Origin of the sequence: Rhodobacter maris (genome assembly GCF_900217815.1) — a bacterium.
In the GTDB taxonomy this organism is placed as follows: Bacteria; Pseudomonadota; Alphaproteobacteria; order Rhodobacterales; family Rhodobacteraceae; genus Rhodobacter; species Rhodobacter maris.
Genome location: NZ_OBMT01000006.1, coordinates 154367 through 172500, shown reverse-complemented (window position 1 = coordinate 172500; position 18134 = coordinate 154367). Strand labels below are relative to the sequence as shown.

The 18134-nt window shown below is 66.9% G+C and carries 16 protein-coding genes; 7 read left to right on the top strand and 9 right to left on the bottom strand.

Features of this window, described 5'->3' with window-relative positions; translation table 11 throughout:
• Positions 1-35: 35 nt before the first annotated feature.
• The gene (gene ctrA / locus CRO22_RS10610) at positions 36-749 is read right to left on the bottom strand and encodes a response regulator transcription factor CtrA (RefSeq protein ID WP_013067387.1); all 714 of its coding nucleotides are present in this window, start codon (positions 747-749) and stop codon (positions 36-38) included.
• 95 nt (positions 750-844) lie between these two features.
• Positions 845-1123 (bottom strand): CtrA inhibitor SciP, encoded by a 279-nt coding sequence (gene sciP / locus CRO22_RS10605; RefSeq protein WP_097070113.1) that lies wholly within the window; start codon positions 1121-1123, stop codon positions 845-847.
• A gap of 127 nt (positions 1124-1250) precedes the next feature.
• Here sciP and mnmA point away from each other — a divergent pair, with 127 nt between their 5' ends.
• Positions 1251-2399 (top strand): tRNA 2-thiouridine(34) synthase MnmA, encoded by a 1149-nt coding sequence (mnmA, locus tag CRO22_RS10600; protein ID WP_097070112.1) that lies wholly within the window; start codon positions 1251-1253, stop codon positions 2397-2399.
• Positions 2400-2510: 111 nt separating this feature from the next.
• On the opposite strand, the gene CRO22_RS10595 is transcribed toward mnmA, so the two are convergent.
• Together CRO22_RS10595 and CRO22_RS10590 are read right to left on the bottom strand one after the other, a co-directional pair.
• The gene (locus tag CRO22_RS10595; protein ID WP_097070111.1) at positions 2511-4262 is read right to left on the bottom strand and encodes a PHA/PHB synthase family protein; all 1752 of its coding nucleotides are present in this window, start codon (positions 4260-4262) and stop codon (positions 2511-2513) included.
• A gap of 114 nt (positions 4263-4376) precedes the next feature.
• Positions 4377-4739: a hypothetical protein gene (locus tag CRO22_RS10590; RefSeq protein ID WP_097070110.1), complete on the bottom strand. Its 363-nt coding sequence runs from the start codon at positions 4737-4739 to the stop codon at positions 4377-4379.
• 213 nt (positions 4740-4952) lie between these two features.
• Between CRO22_RS10590 and CRO22_RS10585 the strand changes: the two genes are divergently transcribed.
• The 6 genes from CRO22_RS10585 to CRO22_RS10560 are packed head-to-tail and all read left to right on the top strand — an operon-like array spanning position 4953 to position 14175.
• Entirely contained in the window at positions 4953-8393 is a 3441-nt protein-coding gene (locus CRO22_RS10585) for a transglutaminase family protein (protein WP_097070109.1), read from the top strand.
• Between the two features lie 18 nt (positions 8394-8411).
• Positions 8412-10823: a circularly permuted type 2 ATP-grasp protein gene (locus CRO22_RS10580; RefSeq protein ID WP_097070108.1), complete on the top strand. Its 2412-nt coding sequence runs from the start codon at positions 8412-8414 to the stop codon at positions 10821-10823.
• 4 nt (positions 10824-10827) lie between these two features.
• Entirely contained in the window at positions 10828-11709 is an 882-nt protein-coding gene (locus CRO22_RS10575; protein WP_097070107.1) for a transglutaminase family protein, read from the top strand.
• The gene (locus tag CRO22_RS10570; protein ID WP_097070106.1) at positions 11709-12431 is read left to right on the top strand and encodes a 5-oxoprolinase subunit B family protein; all 723 of its coding nucleotides are present in this window, start codon (positions 11709-11711) and stop codon (positions 12429-12431) included. Before CRO22_RS10575 ends, CRO22_RS10570 begins: the two co-directional genes overlap by 1 nt.
• Positions 12428-13453, top strand: coding sequence for a 5-oxoprolinase subunit C family protein (locus CRO22_RS10565; RefSeq protein WP_097070105.1), 1026 nt, complete (start codon positions 12428-12430; stop codon positions 13451-13453). The genes CRO22_RS10570 and CRO22_RS10565 overlap by 4 nt, the downstream gene beginning before the upstream one ends.
• Positions 13438-14175 (top strand): LamB/YcsF family protein, encoded by a 738-nt coding sequence (locus CRO22_RS10560; protein ID WP_097070104.1) that lies wholly within the window; start codon positions 13438-13440, stop codon positions 14173-14175. Before CRO22_RS10565 ends, CRO22_RS10560 begins: the two co-directional genes overlap by 16 nt.
• Here the strand turns inward: CRO22_RS10560 and lpxB are convergent.
• The 5 genes from lpxB to CRO22_RS10535 all read right to left on the bottom strand — a co-directional run bounded on the left by lpxB (position 14172) and on the right by CRO22_RS10535 (position 18118).
• Positions 14172-15320 carry a lipid-A-disaccharide synthase gene (lpxB, locus tag CRO22_RS10555; RefSeq protein WP_097070145.1) on the bottom strand — a complete coding sequence of 383 codons (1149 nt, stop codon included), beginning with the start codon at positions 15318-15320 and terminating at the stop codon, positions 14172-14174. The genes CRO22_RS10560 and lpxB overlap by 4 nt on opposite strands.
• Positions 15317-16117 (bottom strand): LpxI family protein, encoded by an 801-nt coding sequence (locus CRO22_RS10550; RefSeq protein ID WP_097070103.1) that lies wholly within the window; start codon positions 16115-16117, stop codon positions 15317-15319. Before CRO22_RS10550 ends, lpxB begins: the two co-directional genes overlap by 4 nt.
• On the bottom strand, positions 16114-16908 hold the full coding sequence (gene lpxA / locus CRO22_RS10545; protein ID WP_097070102.1) for an acyl-ACP--UDP-N-acetylglucosamine O-acyltransferase: 795 nt from the start codon (positions 16906-16908) through the stop codon (positions 16114-16116). The genes CRO22_RS10550 and lpxA overlap by 4 nt, the downstream gene beginning before the upstream one ends.
• Before the next feature lies 1 nt (position 16909).
• Positions 16910-17371 carry a 3-hydroxyacyl-ACP dehydratase FabZ gene (gene fabZ, locus CRO22_RS10540; protein ID WP_097070101.1) on the bottom strand — a complete coding sequence of 154 codons (462 nt, stop codon included), beginning with the start codon at positions 17369-17371 and terminating at the stop codon, positions 16910-16912.
• Between the two features lie 96 nt (positions 17372-17467).
• On the bottom strand, positions 17468-18118 hold the full coding sequence (locus tag CRO22_RS10535; protein WP_176518617.1) for an OmpH family outer membrane protein: 651 nt from the start codon (positions 18116-18118) through the stop codon (positions 17468-17470).
• Positions 18119-18134 lie beyond the last annotated feature (16 nt).

The window sequence follows — 18134 nt, the reverse complement described above, 5'->3', positions numbered from 1 at the left end:
GCGGGGGAGGGTAAAGCGGCAACCGGATCAGACGATCAGGCGCCCACGACCATGCGGCGGTCGAGATCGCCCTGATCGGGGTCGCGCAACACATAGCCCCGGCCCCAGACGGTTTCGATATAGTTCTCGCCGCCCGTAACCTCGGCGAGTTTCTTGCGCAGCTTGCAAATGAACACGTCGATGATTTTCAGTTCGGGCTCGTCCATGCCACCATACAGGTGGTTGAGGAACATTTCCTTGGTCAGCGTCGTCCCCTTGCGCAGGCTCAGAAGCTCGAGCATCTGATATTCCTTGCCGGTCAGATGCACGGGCTTGCCGCCCACCTCGACCGTCTTGGCATCAAGGTTCACCGAAATCTTGCCGGTGCGGATGATCGACTGCGAATGCCCCTTGGAACGGCGGATGATCGCATGGATTCGCGCGACCAGCTCTTCGCGGTGGAAGGGTTTGGTCATGTAGTCGTCGGCGCCGAAACCAAAGCCCTTGATCTTGTTCTCGGTGTCATCTGCGCCGGTGAGAATCAGGATCGGTGTATCGACCCGGGCAAGGCGAAGCTGACGCAAAACCTCAAGCCCGTTCATGTCGGGAAGGTTAAGATCCAGCAGGATCAGATCGTAATCATAAAGTTTAGCAAGGTCGATCCCCTCTTCCCCAAGGTCTGTGCAATAGACGTTGAGGTTGGCATGCGTCAGCATCAGCTCGATGCTGCGCGAGGTCGTCGGGTCGTCCTCCACCAACAAAATCCGCATCCTGGGTTCTCCGCATTAATCCCTCGATCACTTCCGACTTTGGCAGTAAATGGTTAACACCCAGTTACTCTCACAACTTTATGCAGATGTGCAACTTAAAGTTGTCTGTATTTCTGTATAGCCGTGACTTTGAGCCCCGCGGTCCCGTGCTTTTTCACCGCATCGGCCCAGATCTCGAATTCCTCGTCGGAAAGCCCGTAGCGTTCAAGCACCTCGGCGCGGCTGATCAGGCCGTGAAACACCGCCTGCACGATTGTCGCCTTGCGCGATGCCACCCAGCGGCGCGTTTCCTTGGGTGGAAGGTCAGCGCGCGTCAGGATGGTGCCATCGGGCAATGTAACCGCACGCGGTCCATCAACTTTTTTCAGATACATGGGCTCACCCCGTCTTCTTTGTCCCGGGAAACTCTGCACAGGGCGGCCTTAACGACGGGTTTAGCGCGGGCTTGAGACTAGATCGCATTTTCCTATATTCCGACATTCTGGTTAAAGGACTCCTCTCATGCCGACTGATCCCCCCCTGAACTCGCTGGGCCTGCCCAAGGCGCCCGCCGATACCCGCGTCGTGGTGGCGATGTCGGGCGGCGTCGACAGCTCAGTGGTTGCCGCGATGCTGAAGGAGGAAGGCTATGATGTGGTGGGCGTCACGCTCCAGCTTTACGACCATGGCGCAGCGCTCGCCAAAAAGGGCGCCTGTTGCGCGGGCCAGGACATTCACGATGCGCGCCGCGTCGCCGAGGCCATGGGGTTCCCGCACTATGTCCTTGATTACGAAAATACTTTTCGGGAATCCGTGATCGAGGAATTTGCCGATGCCTATCTGGCGGGCGCCACACCCGTGCCCTGCATCCGCTGCAACGAGCGGGTGAAGTTCAAGGATCTGCTCGAGACCGCGAAGGATCTCGACGCCGATTGCATGGCAACCGGCCATTATATCCAGCGCAAGATCGGCGCGCAGGGGCCCGAGCTGCACGCCGCGGCGGATGCCGCGCGCGACCAGAGCTACTTCCTGTTTTCGACCACGCCCGAGCAGCTCGCCTACTTGCGGTTTCCCCTCGGCCACCTGCCCTCGAAGGCAGAAACCCGTAAACTTGCGGCCAAATACGGGCTCATTGTTGCCGACAAGCCCGACAGTCAGGACATCTGCTTCGTGCCTTCGGGGAATTATGCGGCCGTGATCGAGAAGCTCAGGCCCGGGGCCGCCGATCCGGGCGAGATCGTCGATCTTTCAGGCCGCGTGCTCGGCACCCATCGCGGTGTGATCCATTACACCATTGGCCAGCGCCGCGGGCTGGGCATCGGCGGGCTGGGCGACAGCCCGCTTTACGTGATCCGGCTCGATCCGGAGCGGCGGCAGGTCATCGTCGGCCCGAAAGAGGCGCTCGCGACCCGAATCGTGCCGGTGCGCGAGATCAACTGGCTGGGGGACGCCCCGTTCGAGAGCCGCGCGGAATGGCCGCTCTCGGTGCGGATCCGCTCGACCCGCGCGCCCAGAGAGGCCATTGTGCGGCCGCTCGGCGCCACCGAAGCCGAAGTCGAACTGCTCACGCCCGAAGATGGTGTTTCCCCGGGGCAGGCCTGTGTTTTCTATGCCCCCGAGAGCAGCCGGATCTTTGGCGGCGGCTGGATCTGGAAGGGCCACACCGGCTGATCCGGACCGCCACGGGGGGCCGGGGGGCGCAGCCCCCCGGCGGGTCGCCTCGGCGCCGCCGAGGCGAAAGCCGCCAAACCACTCAATCAAACCACTCAGCGGCCAAACCACTCAGCGGCCGAACACATAGCTCCCGGGTGCGGCACCGAGATCGGGCCCCGGGGCGGGCGGCGCGATCTTCTCTCCCGCCCCCTTCGCGCTCAGCCAGGCGCCCCAGGGCTCCCACCAGGATCCCGCCACCGGCGCCACCGTCTCCGCCCAGTCCTCCGGCCCCGGATGGGGGGCGCCATGCACATGGGTGAGCAGGCGATATTTCGCCCGCGCATTGCCCGGCGGCGAAACGATGCCGCTGTTATGGCCGCCGGCGATCAGCGCAAAGGTCACCTCTCCCCCCAGCAGCCAGGTCAGCTTGAACACCGATTGCCAGGGGGCGATATGGTCGCGCTCGGTCGCCACGGCAAAGACCGGACAGCGGATATCGCGCAGCATCACATGGCTGCCCGCCGCCTCCATCCGCCCCTCGGCCAGATCATTCGCCAAAAACAGGTGGCGCAGATATTCCGAATGCATCCGGTAGGGCATCCGTGTCGCGTCATGCGACCAATCGCCCAGCGCCGAGCCCTGTTCGCGCTCGCCGAGCATGTAGTCGTGGATCATCTTCGACCAGATCAGGTCTTTCGACTTCAGCATCGAGAAGGTGCCCGCCATCGCCGTCTTGTCGAGGAAGCCCTCCTGCCACATCATGTCTTCGAGCAGGGCAAGCTGGTCTTCGTTGGTGAAGAGGCTGAGTTCCCCCGCCTCGGTGAAGTCCACCTGCGCGGCCAGCATCGTCAGCGAGGCAAGCCGGTCGTCGCCATCGCGCGCCATCGCCGCCGCCGCAACGGAAAGGAGCGTGCCACCAAGGCAATAGCCCAGCCCATGCACTTTCGGCGCGCCGGTGATCCGGCCGATCGCATCCATCGCCGCCATCACGCCAAGCTCGCGGTAATCGTCGAAGCCGAGGTTGCGGTCTTCCTCGTCGGGGTTCTTCCAGGAGATGCAGAACACCGTGAAGCCCTGCGCCACCGCCCAGGCGATCAGGCTCTCGGGCGGGGTGAGATCGAGGATGTAGTATTTCATGATCCACGCGGGCACGATCAGGAGCGGCGTGGCCTGCACCGTCTTCGTCACCGGCGCATATTGGATAAGCTCGATCAGCCGGTTGCGGAACACCACACGGCCCTTGGTCAGCGCCACCGTCTCGCCGGGGCGGAATTGCGCCTCCTCATCAGCCCCCTGCGTCAGCGCGCGCATGTCCTCGGCCAGATAGTGTGCGCCACGGATCAGGTTGCGCCCGCCTTCCTCGCGGGTCCGGGTGATCAGATCGGGGTTGGTGGCAAGGAAATTCGAGGGCGCCATCATGTCGAGGAACTGCCGCCCGTAAAAGGCAACGAGCTTCTCATGCGCGCTTTCGACGCCAGAAAGCCCGGTCGTCGCCTCTTTCCACCAGGCCTCGGTCGCCAGAAAACTCTGCGCATAAAGCGAGAAGGGGAATTTCTTCCACTCCGTGCCCGCGAAGCGGCGATCAGACTTGAAGGGCGTCACGCAATCGAGCCCGTCGGCACGGCCGCCACGCAGCTGGCATTGCACCTCTGCCGCCAATTGCTGGGCGCGCGCCAGGGCATTGTAGCCGAGTTCGGCCTGTTTGCCGGGGCTCATCGCCAGATGCGCGGCCCAGTCGGCCCAGGCCAGCCACAGAGAGACCGGTGACAGCCCCCCCTCCGCCTTGCCCATCAGCGCGTGAACCATACGGTCAAAGCGGCGGAACCCGGCCTCGTCGAGCACCGGTTCCGCCTCGGGGCGGGTCTTCAAAGGGCTATTCATTCGATCCTCATTCTGCGGGCGGGCGCGCCCGCGGTCCTGTCCGGGCGGCAAGGCCGCCCGGTTCGTCCTCTTGCCCGGCTGCGCGCGGCCGGGCCATGGCCACCGCTTACAGCACTAGTCCTTCGCCTTGCCCGCCATCGACAGCATCGCCGTCCCCTCCTCGGTCGCGCTGCGCAAAGCGGTTTCGGCAATCTCCCCGGCATGGGCCGCCAGTTTCGTCGTTTCTACCGAATAATCGGTGAACATCCGGCCCCAGAAATCCTGCCAGATCTGCATTGCCATGGCGGGATCGTCGACCTTGGCGAGATCGGCGAGCATCGCCTTGTCGCGCTCGAAGCGCGCCTTCAAGAAATCGAGCAACTCGATATTCTGCCCCAGCATCGCCTCCGCCATCCGCGCTTGCGGTGCAAAGAACATACTCCAGGTATCGAGCACCGAGGCTTTCGCCTCCATCTGTTTCATCGTTGTCTTGGCCATCGCAGGTCCTCCCCAAGTTGCGATGCTTCATCATATCATGATTTTGCATATGCAGCATCGATTTTCGCACAAACCCCCAAGTCCATGCTGCACTGCGGCGATCATTTTTTGAGCAGATGCCCTTATTTTCGCAACTGCCGCGCGAAAAGCGTCGCTTTGACATGGCGCCGTCAGCCCTGCCCCCTAAACTCGGGGCAGCACAGGAAGAGACCCATGGCGATCCACGCATCCATTCATCACCTCACGCATTACACCTATGACCGCCCGGTGAACCTCGGGCCGCAAATCATCCGGCTGCGCCCGGCGCCGCATTCGCGCACGCGCGTGATTTCCCACTCGCTCAAGGTCTCGCCCGGCGGGCATTTCGTGAACCACCAGCAAGACCCCTATGGCAACTGGCTGGCACGCTTCGTTTTTCCCGAGCCGGTGCGGGAGTTGAAGATCGAGGTCGATCTCGTTGCCGACATGACGGTTTACAACCCGTTCGATTTCTTCCTGGAGGAAACGGCGGAGCTTTGGCCCTTCGACTACCCCGAAGAGCTGCGCGAGGATCTGAGCATCTATCGCACGCCCGAGCCCGCCGGGCCGCAGCTTGCTCATTTTCTCGGCACGCTCGATGTCACGAAAACCCGCACCGTCGATTTTCTGGTCGCCCTCAATGCCCGGATTTCGCACGACGTAAACTACACCATCCGCATGGAGCCCGGCGTGCAGATGCCGGAGGAAACGCTCTCCTGCGCCTCCGGCTCGTGCCGTGATTCGTCCTGGCTTCTGGTGCAGGTGCTGCGCCATCTGGGCTTTGCCGCGCGCTTCGTCTCGGGCTACCTCATCCAGCTTGCCCCCGATGTGAAGGCGCTCGACGGCCCCTCCGGCACCGAGGTCGATTTCACCGATCTGCACGCCTGGGTCGAAGTGTTCCTGCCCGGAGCGGGCTGGGTCGGGCTTGACCCGACCTCGGGGCTCTTGGCGGGCGAGAGCCATATTCCCTTGGCGGCAACGCCGCATTACCGCAATGCAGCACCGATCTCGGGCGGCTTCACCGCGGCGGGCACGCCCGAGGTGCGCTTCGATTTCGACATGCAGGTGAAGCGCGTGGCGGAGCATCCGCGTATCACCAAACCCTTCTCGGACGCGGCGTGGGAGCGGCTCAACGCGCTTGGCCGCAAGGTCGACGAGCGCCTCACCGCGGGCGATGTGCGCCTGACGATGGGGGGCGAGCCCACCTTCGTTTCGGTTGACGATTTCCAGTCCGACGAATGGAACACCGAGGCCGTGGGGCCGCAAAAGCGCGCCCTTGCCGATGACCTGATCCGGCGGCTGCGCGAACGCTTCGCGCCGGGGGGCTTTCTTCATTACGGGCAGGGCAAATGGTATCCGGGCGAGAGCCTGCCGCGCTGGACCTTCTCGCTCTACTGGCGCCGCGACGGGGCGCCGGTCTGGCGCAACCCTGATCTCGTTGCGCGCGAGGCGGGCACGCCGATGGGCGCGCCCGAGGCGGGGCGGTTCATGGCTGCCTTTGCCGAAAGGCTCGGGCTCGACCCGGCCTATGCCCAGCCCGCCTATGAAGACCCGGGCGAATGGATCCTGAAAGAGGCGAACCTGCCGCCGAACGTCTCGCCCGAGAATTCGAAGCTGAAAAACCCCGAAGATCGCGCGCGTTACGCCAAGGTCTTCAGCCGAGGTCTGACCGAGCCCTCGGGCTATGTGTTGCCCATTCAGCCGATGTGGCAGGCGGCCGACCGCCCGGCGCGCTGGCGCTCCGAGCTCTGGAAGCCGCGGCGCGGGCATATCTTCCTCATCCCCGGCGACAGCCCAGTGGGTTTCCGGCTGCCCTTGGGCGCGCTGCCATGGGTGCCGCCTGCCGCCTATCCCTATTCCTACCCCGCCGACCCCTCGCTCCCGCTCGTGCCGCTCCCCGATTTCCATGCCCAAGTTGAAGCGCGGCGCCGCGCCGTGCAGGCCGAGATCGACGCGCTCGCCCGCGAGGAGACGGAGCGCGCCGCGCTCCTGCCCCCGGTCACGCCCGGTCATGCGCAAACCGCCCGCCCCGGCGCACAGGAAGCGCCCCGCCAAGCGATGCAGCCGCAAGACACGCATCTGGGCGCGGGCACCGACCCCTCGGGGGGCGCGGTGCGCACCGCGCTCACGCTCGAGCCGCGCGACGGCAAGCTTTGCCTCTTCATGCCGCCCTGTGACACGCTTGAGGATTATCTCGACCTGATCGCCACCGCCGAGGCGACCGCGGCAGATCTGAACATGCCGATCCATATCGAGGGCTACGCGCCGCCGCATGACCCGCGGCTCAATGTGATCCGCGTCGCCCCCGATCCGGGCGTGATCGAGGTGAACATCCACCCCGCGCACAGCTGGGAGGATTGCGTTGCCACCACCGAGGCGATTTACGAAGAGGCGCGCAATTCCCGCCTCGGCGCCGACAAGTTCATGATCGACGGGCGCCACACCGGAACGGGCGGCGGCAACCATGTGGTGGTCGGCGGCGCCACGCCAAACGACAGCCCCTTCCTGCGCCGCCCGGATCTGCTCAAATCGCTGATCCTGATCTGGCAGCGCCATCCCTGCCTGAGCTACCTGTTCTCGGGCCTGTTCATCGGCCCGACGAGCCAAGCGCCACGCATCGACGAAGCGCGCCACGACACGCTTTACGAGCTGGAAATCGCGCTCGCGCAAATCGGCGACCCGGTGGCCGGCGGCCCGCTGCCGCCGCCTTGGCTCGTCGACCGGCTGCTGCGCAACATGCTGATCGATGTCACCGGCAATACGCATCGCGCCGAGATCTGCATCGACAAGCTCTTTTCGCCTGACGGGCCGACGGGACGGCTTGGGCTGGTCGAGTTTCGCGGCTTCGAGATGCCGCCGCATCCGCGCATGTCGCTGGCCCAGCAACTGCTTTTGCGCGCGCTCATTGCGCGGTGCTGGGCCGCGCCGGTGCGGGGCCGCCCGGTGCGCTGGGGCACGGTGCTGCATGACCGTTTCATGCTGCCACATTACCTCTGGGAAGACCTGCTCTCGCTGCTGGCCGATCTGCGCGCGCATGGCTTTGACTTCGACCCGGTCTGGTTCGAGGCGCAATCCGAATTCCGCTTCCCCTTCTGCGGCCAGATCGCGGCGGAGGGCGTGCATCTGGAGCTGCGTCAGGCGCTTGAGCCCTGGCATGTGCTGGGCGAGACCGGCGCGATCGGCGGCACCGTGCGCTATACAGACAGCTCCGTCGAGCGGCTGCAAGTGAAGCTCACGAGCCTGCATCAGGACCGCTACACCGTGATGTGCAACCGCCGCCCGGTGCCGCTCGCGCGCACGCAAACCGCGGGCACCTCGGTCGCCGCGGTGCGCTTCAAGGCCTGGCAACCGCCCGCGAGCCTGCACCCGACCCTGCCGGTCAACACGCCCCTTGTGTTTGACATCTACGACACATGGTCGGGCCGCGCGCTTGCGGGCTGCACCTATCACGTCGCGCATCCGGGTGGGCGCAATTACGAGACCTTCCCGGTCAACGCCTATGAGGCCGAGGCGCGGCGTCTGGCCCGGTTCGAGCCGCATGGCCATGCGCCCGGCCCCTACAGCCCTGCCCCCGAACGGCCGCATCCGGAGTTCCCGCTGACCCTTGACCTGCGCCGCCCCATCGGGCTTGAGTGAGCCAAAACGATGTGAGTCATGACCGCGAGCCCCGCCCCCGATCTTTTCTCGGCCTACCGCCTCCGCGAGGGGGTGGCTGATGAGCTTTTCGACGCGCAGGGCCAGATGCGCCCGGTCTGGCGCCGCTTCGTCGAACGGTTTGCAAAGCTCTCGCCCGAGGAAGTCACCACCCGGTTCGAGCGCGCCGATCAATATCTGCGCGATGCGGGTGTGTTCTTCCGGCAATATTCGAACGAGCCGCTGACCGAGCGTGCCTGGCCACTCTCACATATCCCGGTGATTCTGCACGAGAAGGAATGGGAAGAGATCTGCGCCGGGCTCACGCAGCGCGCAGACCTGCTGGAAGCGGTGCTGGCCGACCTCTACGGCCCCGGCCGGCTGGTGAGCGAGGGGCATTTGCCCGCAGAACTCATCGCCGGCTCCAAGCAATGGCTGCGCCCGATGGTGGGCGTGAGCCCCCGCGGTGGTCATTACCTCCATGTCCTCGCCTTCGAGATCGGCCGCTCGCCCGATGGCCGCTGGTTCGTGCTGGGCGATCGCACCAATGCCCCCTCGGGCGCGGGCTTCGCGCTCGAAAACCGCATGGCGACGGGCCGGATCTTTCCTGAGCGGTTCCCGCGGGCGCATATTCACCGGCTCGCGGGTTATTTCGGCGCCTTCCGCGCGGCGATGGAGCGGCTCGCCCAGGGTGCGAGCGGGCGCGAACGGGCCGCTGCGATCCTGACGCCGGGCCCCTCGAACGACACCTATTACGAACATACCTATATCGCGCGCTATCTCGGCCTGCCGCTCCTGGAAGGCGAGGATCTGCTGGTGCAGGACGCGCAGGCCATGGTGCGCACGATCGAGGGGCCGCAGCCGCTTGGCGTGCTCTGGCGCCGGATCGACGCGGCCTTCGCCGACCCGGTGGAGCTTGATGCCACCTCGCGCATCGGCACGCCGGGGCTGGTGGAGGCGGTGCGGGCGGGCAACCTTGCCATGGTCAATGCGCTCGGCTCGGGCGTCCTTGAGATGCGCGCCATGCTCGCCTTTTTGCCGCGGGTCTCCGAAGTGCTCTCGGGCGGGCCGCTCAAACTTCCCAATATCGCCACCTGGTGGTGTGGCGGCGCCGCCGAGCGCGCCTATGTGCGCGAAAATGCCGAGCGGATGATGATCGGCTCGGCCTATGCCTGCGACCTGCCCTTCGATCTGGGCGCCACCACCGCGCTCGGCGGCGCCTTCCGGGGCTCGGCCCGCGCCTCGATCGCCGAATGGCTGGAGGCAGAGGGCAACATGCTGGTGGGCCAGGAGGCGGTGACGCTTTCCACCACGCCCGCTTGGGTCGAATCGGGCGCCGGGCAAAACCGGATCGAACCGCGGCCGATGACGGTTCGGGTCTTTGCGGCGCGCGATGCCCATGGCCGCTGGGTCTTCATGAAGGGCGGTTATGCGCGCATCGGCCGCTCGGGCGATACGACCGCGCTGGCGATGCAGCGCGGCGGTGCGGTGGCCGATGTCTGGGTGGTGGGGGACCGCCCGGTGCGGCAGGAAACGCTCTTTCCCAAACCCATCCGCGGCGTACGCCGCGCCTCTCCCGGCATCCTGCCCGCGCGTGCCGCCGACAACCTGTTCTGGCTTGGCCGCTATGTCGAGCGCACCGAAGATGCGATCCGCCTCATTCGCGCCTATCACCTGCGCCTTGCCGCCACCGACAATATCGACGATGCGCGGCTGCGGCTTCTGCGCAGCTTCCTGGCAGATTACGGTATCGACCTCGCCCGTCCGGTGCCACAGGCGCTGATCGAACGGATCGAGGCGGCGCGGCTCTGCGCCTCCAAGGTGCGCGACCGGTTCTCGACCGATGGCTGGTCTGCGCTTGCCGATCTTGCCAAGACCGCGCGCCAGATGAGCCAGACCGCGCGCCCGGGCGACGATGCCGCCCGCGCCATGTCGGTGCTGTTGCGCAAGATCACCGGCTTTTCCGGCCTCGTGCACGAGAACATGTATCGCTTTTCGGGCTGGACCTTCCTGAGCTTCGGCCGCGCGCTCGAACGTGCCGATGCGCTCTCGGCGCTTCTGGCCACCTTCGCCGATCCCAAAGCCCCCACCGGCACGCTCGACATCGCGATCGAGGTGGCCGACAGCGTGATCACCCATCAGCGCCGCTACCGCATGGAACGCTCGCGCGAGACGGTAGTGGACCTTCTGGCGCTTGATGGCGACAATCCGCGCTCGCTCCTGTTCCAGATCGCGAAGCTGCGCGCGCTCGCCGCCGATCTTCCCAATGCGCGCGACAAAGGCCGCCTCGCCGCGCTTTCACGCGCCATAGTGCCGGTCGAGAGCCTGCTTTCGGTCGCCTCCCCCGACGAGATTCCCACCGCACGGCTTCACGAGATGCGCGGCGAAATCGCCGAGATCTCGGATCTCGTCTCGCGCAGCTATCTCAGGTGAGGCCATGCGTTACGACATCCACCTGAGCATCGATTATACCTACGCCGCGCCCTCGGACCATCTGCGCAACCTTGTGCGCCTGCTGCCCGCCGAACTGCCTGGCCGCCAACGTGTCTGGTCGCGCAAGCTCACCGTCACGCCGACCCCGGACGAGCGCCGCGACACGATCGATTTCTTCGGCAATGCGATGACCTCGGTAGTCTGGCACGGGCCGGTGGCGGAGGCGATCTTCGAGCTATCGGCCCGGGTCGAACGGCTGGCAGTGGGTGACCCGCTCGACCTCTCGCCGCCGCTTGCCGATCTGGGCGCGGAAGTGACGGGAGAGATGACGTTGGCGCCCGCCTCGCCGCATCACTTTCTCGGCGCCTCCCCGCGCGTTGTGCCCTGCGCCGAGATCACCGCCTTTGCCCGGGCCGCTGTGCCGCGCGGCATCTCCGCCTATGGCGCCGTTACCGCGCTCGGCCATGCGCTCCATCACCACATGAGCTTCGACGCCGAGGCGACAACCGTCGACACCCCCCCGCGCGAGGCCTTCGTGCAGCGCCGCGGCGTGTGTCAGGATTTCACCCATGTGATGATCGCCGGGCTCCGGGGGCTCGGCATTCCCGCGGGCTATGTGTCTGGTTTCCTGCGCACATTTCCGCCACCCGGCGCGCCGCGGCTGGAAGGCGCGGATGCGATGCATGCCTGGGTACGCGCCTGGGTCGGCCGCGAGATGGGGTGGATCGAGTTCGACCCGACGAATGATCAGGGCGCCGGGCTCGATTATATCTCCGTGGCGGTCGGGCGGGATTACGACGATGTCGCCCCGGTGCGCGGCGCGCTGCGCTCCGCAGGCAGCGCCGAGACCAGCCAGGCGGTGGATGTGCTGCCGCTCGACAGCTGATGATGCTGGCGCCGGAGATCCTGCCGCTCGGCCTTGATGCGCTGCTGATCCGCTACGCCACCACGTTTTCGGAGCGCGCAAACCGCGCGGCACAAGCGCTCGCTGCCCGCCTCGAGGCCGCGCCGCTCCCAGGGCAAACCGAGGTCTCTGCCGGACTTGGTTCGGTGCTTTTGCGCTTCGACCGGGAGGCCACCACGCGCGCAGCACTCCAGGCAGCGTTGCAAGAGCGCCTTGCCGCGCCGCCGGAACCGCTTCCGGAGCCGCGGCATTTCCTTGTGCCCGCCTGTTTTGGTGACACCGCCGGGCCACAGCTCGCCGAGGCCGCCGCGCTGGCGGGGCGAAGCGAAACCGCTCTCGTGGCAGAACTCTGCGCGACGGAACTGCACGTGCTCGCGCTCGGCTTCGCTCCCGGGCAACCCTATCTCGGCATGCTGCCCGAGCATTGGCAGATGCCGCGGATGGACCGGCTCACCCCGCGTGTCGAGCCGGGCACAATCACCACCGCGATTCGCCAGATCGTGCTGTTCGCCGCGCCCTCGCCCACCGGCTGGCGCGCGCTGGGCCGCTGCGCCCTGCGCCCCTTTGCCCCTGGCGCGCCGAACCCTTTCGCGCTGCGCCCCGGCGACCGGCTGCGCTTTACCTCGGCAAGCGCCCCGGAAATCGCGGCGCTGGAAGCCGCGGGTGATCCGATGGGCGGAACTATCCGGAGTTTCCTGAAATGACGGGCTTTATCGAAGTGGCTGGCATCGCTTCGAAAATCACCGTTCAGGATCTTGGCCGCCCGGGGTTCACGGCCATGGGCCTTGCCCCCGGAGGCGCAGCCGACCGGCGCGCTCTCTGGGAGGCCGCCGCCCTGCTTGATCTCCCCGCGCCCGGGGCCGCACTCGAAATGCCGCTTGCCGGGGGCCGGTTTCGTCTCACCGCTGCGAGCCGCATCGCGCTTACCGGCGCGCCAATGCGCGCATATTGTGAGGGGCGTGCACTTGCCTGGAACGCCAGCCATCTGATCCCCGCGGGCGCCCTGATCGAGATCGGCGCGGCCGAAGCGGGGGTTTACGGCTATCTCTCGCTCGCGGGCGGGATCGCGACGCCCGAACGGCTGGGGGCGCGCGCCACGCTCGCCGCCGCGGGCCTTGGCACCGTGCTTGCGGCGGGCATGCGCCTCCCCTTCGCCCCCGATCCCGCCGCCGAAACGCCAAGCCGATGCCTGCCCACCCCCGCTCGCTTCTCGGGCGGCACGCTGCGGGTGATCGAGGGGCCGCAGACCGCGTTCTTCGATCCGCAAACGCGCGCGCGCGCCTTTGCCAACACCTTCGCGGCGGGTCCGGCAAACCGCCAGGGTCTGCCCCTCCATCACGACGGGGCCCCCTTTCAAAGCCGTAGCGCGGCGCTCCTGTCGGATTTCATCACCGCAGGCGACATCCAGATCACCGGCGCGGGCATGCCCGTGATCCTGCTCGCGGAATGCCAGAGCATCGGCGGTTATCCGCGCCTCGGCACGGTGATCCCGGCCGATCTGCCGATTGCCGCGCAGGCCCGCCCCGGCACGCCCCTGCGCCTTCTCCCGATCTCGCTCGAGGCGGCCGAATCCGCCTCGCCCCCCGAGCCCGCACAGTTTGCCGCGCTGCGCCGCAGTTGCACGTCCCTGATCCGCCGCCCCGATGACATCCCGGACCTTCTCGGCTACCAGTTGATTTCAGGCGTGGTGCGCGGGGATGAGGAAGACGGATGCGGGTCGATCTGAACGCGGATATGGGCGAGGGCGCGGGGACGGATGCCGCACTTTGCGCCGTCGTCACCTCGGCCAATATCTGCGCCGGGCTGCATGCGGGCGGTGCGCTCGAGATGGCGCGAGTAATGCGGCTGGCCGCCACGCGGGGCGTCGGGCTGGGGGTGCATCCGGGCTTCGAGGACCGCGCGCATTTCGGCCGCAACCGGATGAATCTGAGCTGCGCTGAAATCGCCGATCTGATCGCCTATCAGACCGGGGCCGCGCAGGCCGTCGCGCAGATGAACGGCCTGCAATTGCGGCATTTCAAGCTTCATGGCGCCCTGGCCAACATGGCCTCGGAAGATCCGGCGCTTGCGCAGGCCTGCTTTGGCGCGGCGCGCGCCGTCGCCCCCGGTCTGCGGCTCGTGGTGCTTGCCGCCACCGCGCAACAGGCCGCGGCCGCGGCGATGGGCGCCGATTGGGCGGGCGAGATCTTTGCCGACCGCGCCTACAACTCCGATGCCACGCTCGTCGACCGCAAGCTGCCCGGCGCCGTGCTCCATGAGGCGACACAGGCCGCACCGCGGATTCTGGCGATGCTGCGCGCGGGCGCGATCATTTCAGAGACGGGCCACCAGATCCCGGCCCGGATCGACACGATCTGCCTGCATGGCGACAGCCCCGAAGCACTCGATATGGCACGGGCGCTGCGCGCCGGGCTCACGGCTGCAGGGGTGACACTCGCGCCGCTCTAGCGCCCGAGAAAGCGCAGCACCGAGCGCGCCGCCCGCTTCCCCGGAGCCTCTCCCCCGGCCCCGAGCCGCGCCATCGTCACGTCCATCGCGGCGATCTGTGCCGCCCGCCTTTGCGGGCTCTCGATCAGCTCCAGAAGCGCCGCGGCCATCGGCCCGGGCCGGCAGGCGGGGCCAAGAAACTCTGGCACGGCGCGGGTCTCCGAGACGAGGTTCACAAGCGTCACAGTGTCGATGCGCAGCATCCGCGACATGATATGCCAGCTCAAAAAGCTCGCATCATAGCCGATCACCATCGGCGTGCGGTTCGCGGCCAGCTCGAGGCTTACCGTGCCTGAGGCCGCGAGGGCCAGATCGGCGGCGGCAAAGGCGGCACGCTTGTCCTCGGGTTCGACAACAACGATCGGTGCCACCGGCCAGCGCGCCGTCATGTCGCGCACGAGTTTTGCCACGCCCTGCACCGTCGGCACCACGACACGCAACCCCGGTTCGCGGTCGCGCAACCGCATCAGCGCCTCGTCGAAGCGCGGCCCGAGCCGCTTCACCTCTCCGACCCGCGAGCCAGGCAGGCAGAGCGCGAGCGGCTGGTCGGGGCCGATCATGAACGTCTCGCGGAAAGCGGCGGCCTCCGCCTCGGTCGCGCGCGGCTCGGCGACAACCGGATGGCCGACGAACTCGCAGCTCATCCCGGCAGCCGTCATATAAGGCGGCTCGAAAGGCAGAAGGGCAAGCACATGGTCGATCACCTCGGCCATCTTTGCCGCCCGCCCGGGCCGCCAGGCCCAGACCGAGGGAGCGACGTAATGCACCGTCTTCTGATCGGGGCGCGCGGCCTTCACGAGCCGCGCCACCCGCAGACAGAAATCGGGACTGTCGATGGTGATCAGCGCGTCCGGCCGGGCAGCGATCACCGCCTCGGCCGTCTCGGCGATCCGGCGCTTCAGGGCGCGATATTTGGGCAGCACCTCGGCCAGCCCCATGACCGAAAGCTCTTCCATCGGAAAGCGGCTCTCAAGCCCTTCGGCCGCCATCTCTGCGCCGCCGATGCCCAAGACCTCGAGGTCCGGAACCAGTTCTCTCATCGCCGCCATCAGCGCCGCGCCGAGTTTGTCGCCCGAGGCTTCACCGGCAATGAGGAAAAGCTTCATCGGCTGCGCCCCCACAGAAAGAGCCCGGCAGCCTCCGCGGCCCGCAGCGTGGCGTCGCGGTCGAGCAGCAACACCCCGCCCGCTTCGAAGGCGATCCCCGCAAGCCCCGCCGCGGCCGCTTTCGCGATGGTCTGCGGCCCGAGCGCCGGCAGGTCGATGCGCCGGTCCTGCCCGGGCTTCGGCGCCTTGTAAAACACACCCGTCGTCGGCGCGGGGGCGAGCGCGCGGTGTTGCGCGACAAAATCGAGCATCGCATCGGTACCCGGCAGCGCTTCGACGCCAAGGCAGAGCCCGCGCGCGACCACCGCCCCCTGCCCCACATCGACCGCACCAAGCGCGGCAACGATCTCTGCCGCGCGGGCGGCATCGCGCTGGTCTTCGGCGCTGAGGGTGCCGCAAAGCACGCCCGCGCCCGGCACGAGATCGGGGCAGATCGCATCGGCCCCGATCACCTCGAAGTCAAACTCCTCGAAGAGCCCGATCACGGCGCGCAGCGTGGCATCATCGCCCGCCTGCATCGCGCCGAGGAGCCGCGGCACCAGCGCGGCGGTGCGCGCATCAAAGAACTCGGGCTCGAGGCGGGGGCGCTGCATCGCGCCGGCAAGGCAAACCCGGTCAATGCCGCGCTCGGCGAGCGCATCGAAAAACGGCACGAGCCGCTCGATGCGGAAGCGCAGCACCTCGGCACCCGGCAGCGCCTCGAAGCCTTCGAGCTGGCACACCAGCATCTCGGGTGCGGCCGCTATCAGGAGCCGCGGCAGCGCACCGGCACCGGCGATCAGCGCGGTCGCGCTCATTGCGGCGTCAGGAAGCTGCGGTCCGAGGGACCGAGGATGAAATCGAGCACCTCGCGCACCATCGCGCTGTCGCTCCCCTGCTCGGCCCGCGCCCGCGCCTGTTCGCGGAAATTGCCCGCGCCGAGCTCCGCGTAAAGCGCGCGCAGCGCGGAGATCTCGGCACGGTCGATGCCGTGGCGTTTCAACCCGACGAGGTTGAGCCCCTCAAGGGCGGCCCGCGGCCCCGCGACGAGCCCGTGCGGGATCACATCCGCCGTCACCATCGAAAGCGCGCCGATGATCGCGCCGCGCCCGATCCGCACCCATTGATGCACACCCGAGAGCCCGCCGACGATCACATCGTCCTCGATCACGCAATGCCCGGCAATCGCGACGGAATTGACCAGAATGACCCGGTCGCCGATGGTCACGTCATGGGCGACATGGCAATTCGCCATGAAGAGCCCGTCATCGCCCACCTTGGTGAGCCCGCCGCCCCCCGCCGTGCCGCAGTTCATCGTCACATATTCGCGGATACGGTTCCGCGCCCCGATCTCGAGCCGGGTCTTCTCGCCGCGGTATTTCAGATCCTGCGGGATCTGGCCCAGCGAGGCGAAGGGGAAGATCACGGTCCCCTCGCCGATCACGGTATCGCCGGCGATCACGACATGGGATTTGAGCTCGACCCCCTGCCCGAGCACCACCTCCGGGCCGATGTGACAAAACGGCCCGATGGAGCAGCCCGGACCGATCCTGGCGCCCTCCTCGATCACGGCCGACGGGTGAATGGTTGCGGGCGCGTCGCTAGCCATGTCAGCCCTTCAGATCCATCATCGCGGTGAATTCCGCCTCGGCAGCGAGTTGCCCCTCGACGAAAGACTGGCCCTCGAATTTCCACACTTTGCCGCCGCCGCGCTTCACCGTCACCTTCATCTCGAGCACATCGCCGGGCACCACCTTGCGCCGGAACCGGCAGGCGTCAATCGCCATGAAATAAGTGCCCAGAGGCTTGTCGATGACATTCATCGAAATGCCGACCACCACCGCGGCCGTCTGCGCCATCGCCTCGACGATCATCACGCCGGGCATCACCGGTTCCTCGGGAAAATGGCCGGTGAATTGCGGCTCGTTATTGGTGATGCATTTGATCCCCACCGCGCTCTCAAAAGGAACGATGTCGCGCACCTTGTCGATCATCAGGAACGGATAGCGATGCGGGATGATGCGCTTGATCAGGCTCAGATCGGCATGGGTATGCGGGGCGGGGTCGCTCATTTTCGGTCCTTCCTGAAATCGGGTCAGCCTTTCGGCCTTGCTAGCCTTGCCGCGACGGCATTTCAAGGCGCGACTCCGCCGCGCTGGGGCACGCGCTCATTCGACGGAGGCGGCGGGATTCTGTATCGTTTCCGGCGCGGAACCCGGATCCGCGCCCTGATCTTCGGCGGGTCCGGTGCCGAGCCGCGCATCGACAAGGGCAGCAAGATCATCGGTGATATCGGCCGCCTCAAGGCCACGGATGATCGCGCGCCGGTCGAGCAGCACCACCGCGCCGCGCCGCGCCAGCACTTCGTCCATAAGCGGCGCCACGGCCGCATAAAAGCTCTGCCGATGCTGCGCAAGCCCCTGCGACAGCGCCTGATCCTTGGCTTTCTGCGCCGCGCGGATCCCTGTGGCGCGTTCGTCGAAAGCATCTGCCTCGGCGCGGAACGCTTCTGGCGCGAGTGTCGCGCGCCGGTCGGTCAGCGCCTTTTCCTCGGCCACGAGGGCATCGGAAATCCGGTTGTTCTCGGCCCGCAGCGCGTCGCGATCACGCGTCAGATCGGCAATGATCCGCTTGCCCCAGAGCGTCGTCTCGAAGAGCCGCTCGAAATCGAGGGTCAGAACGGGAAGTTCCACATCGTGCCCCCCGGCCTCGGCCGGTGCCGTTTGCTGCGCGACGCCGGGGATCGGCCCCAGAAGCCAGACCGCGGCGAGCACCAGACAGACGAGGCCGAAGCTGCGCCCCGGCCTTGATCTGCTCATGCGATCTTGCTGCGGC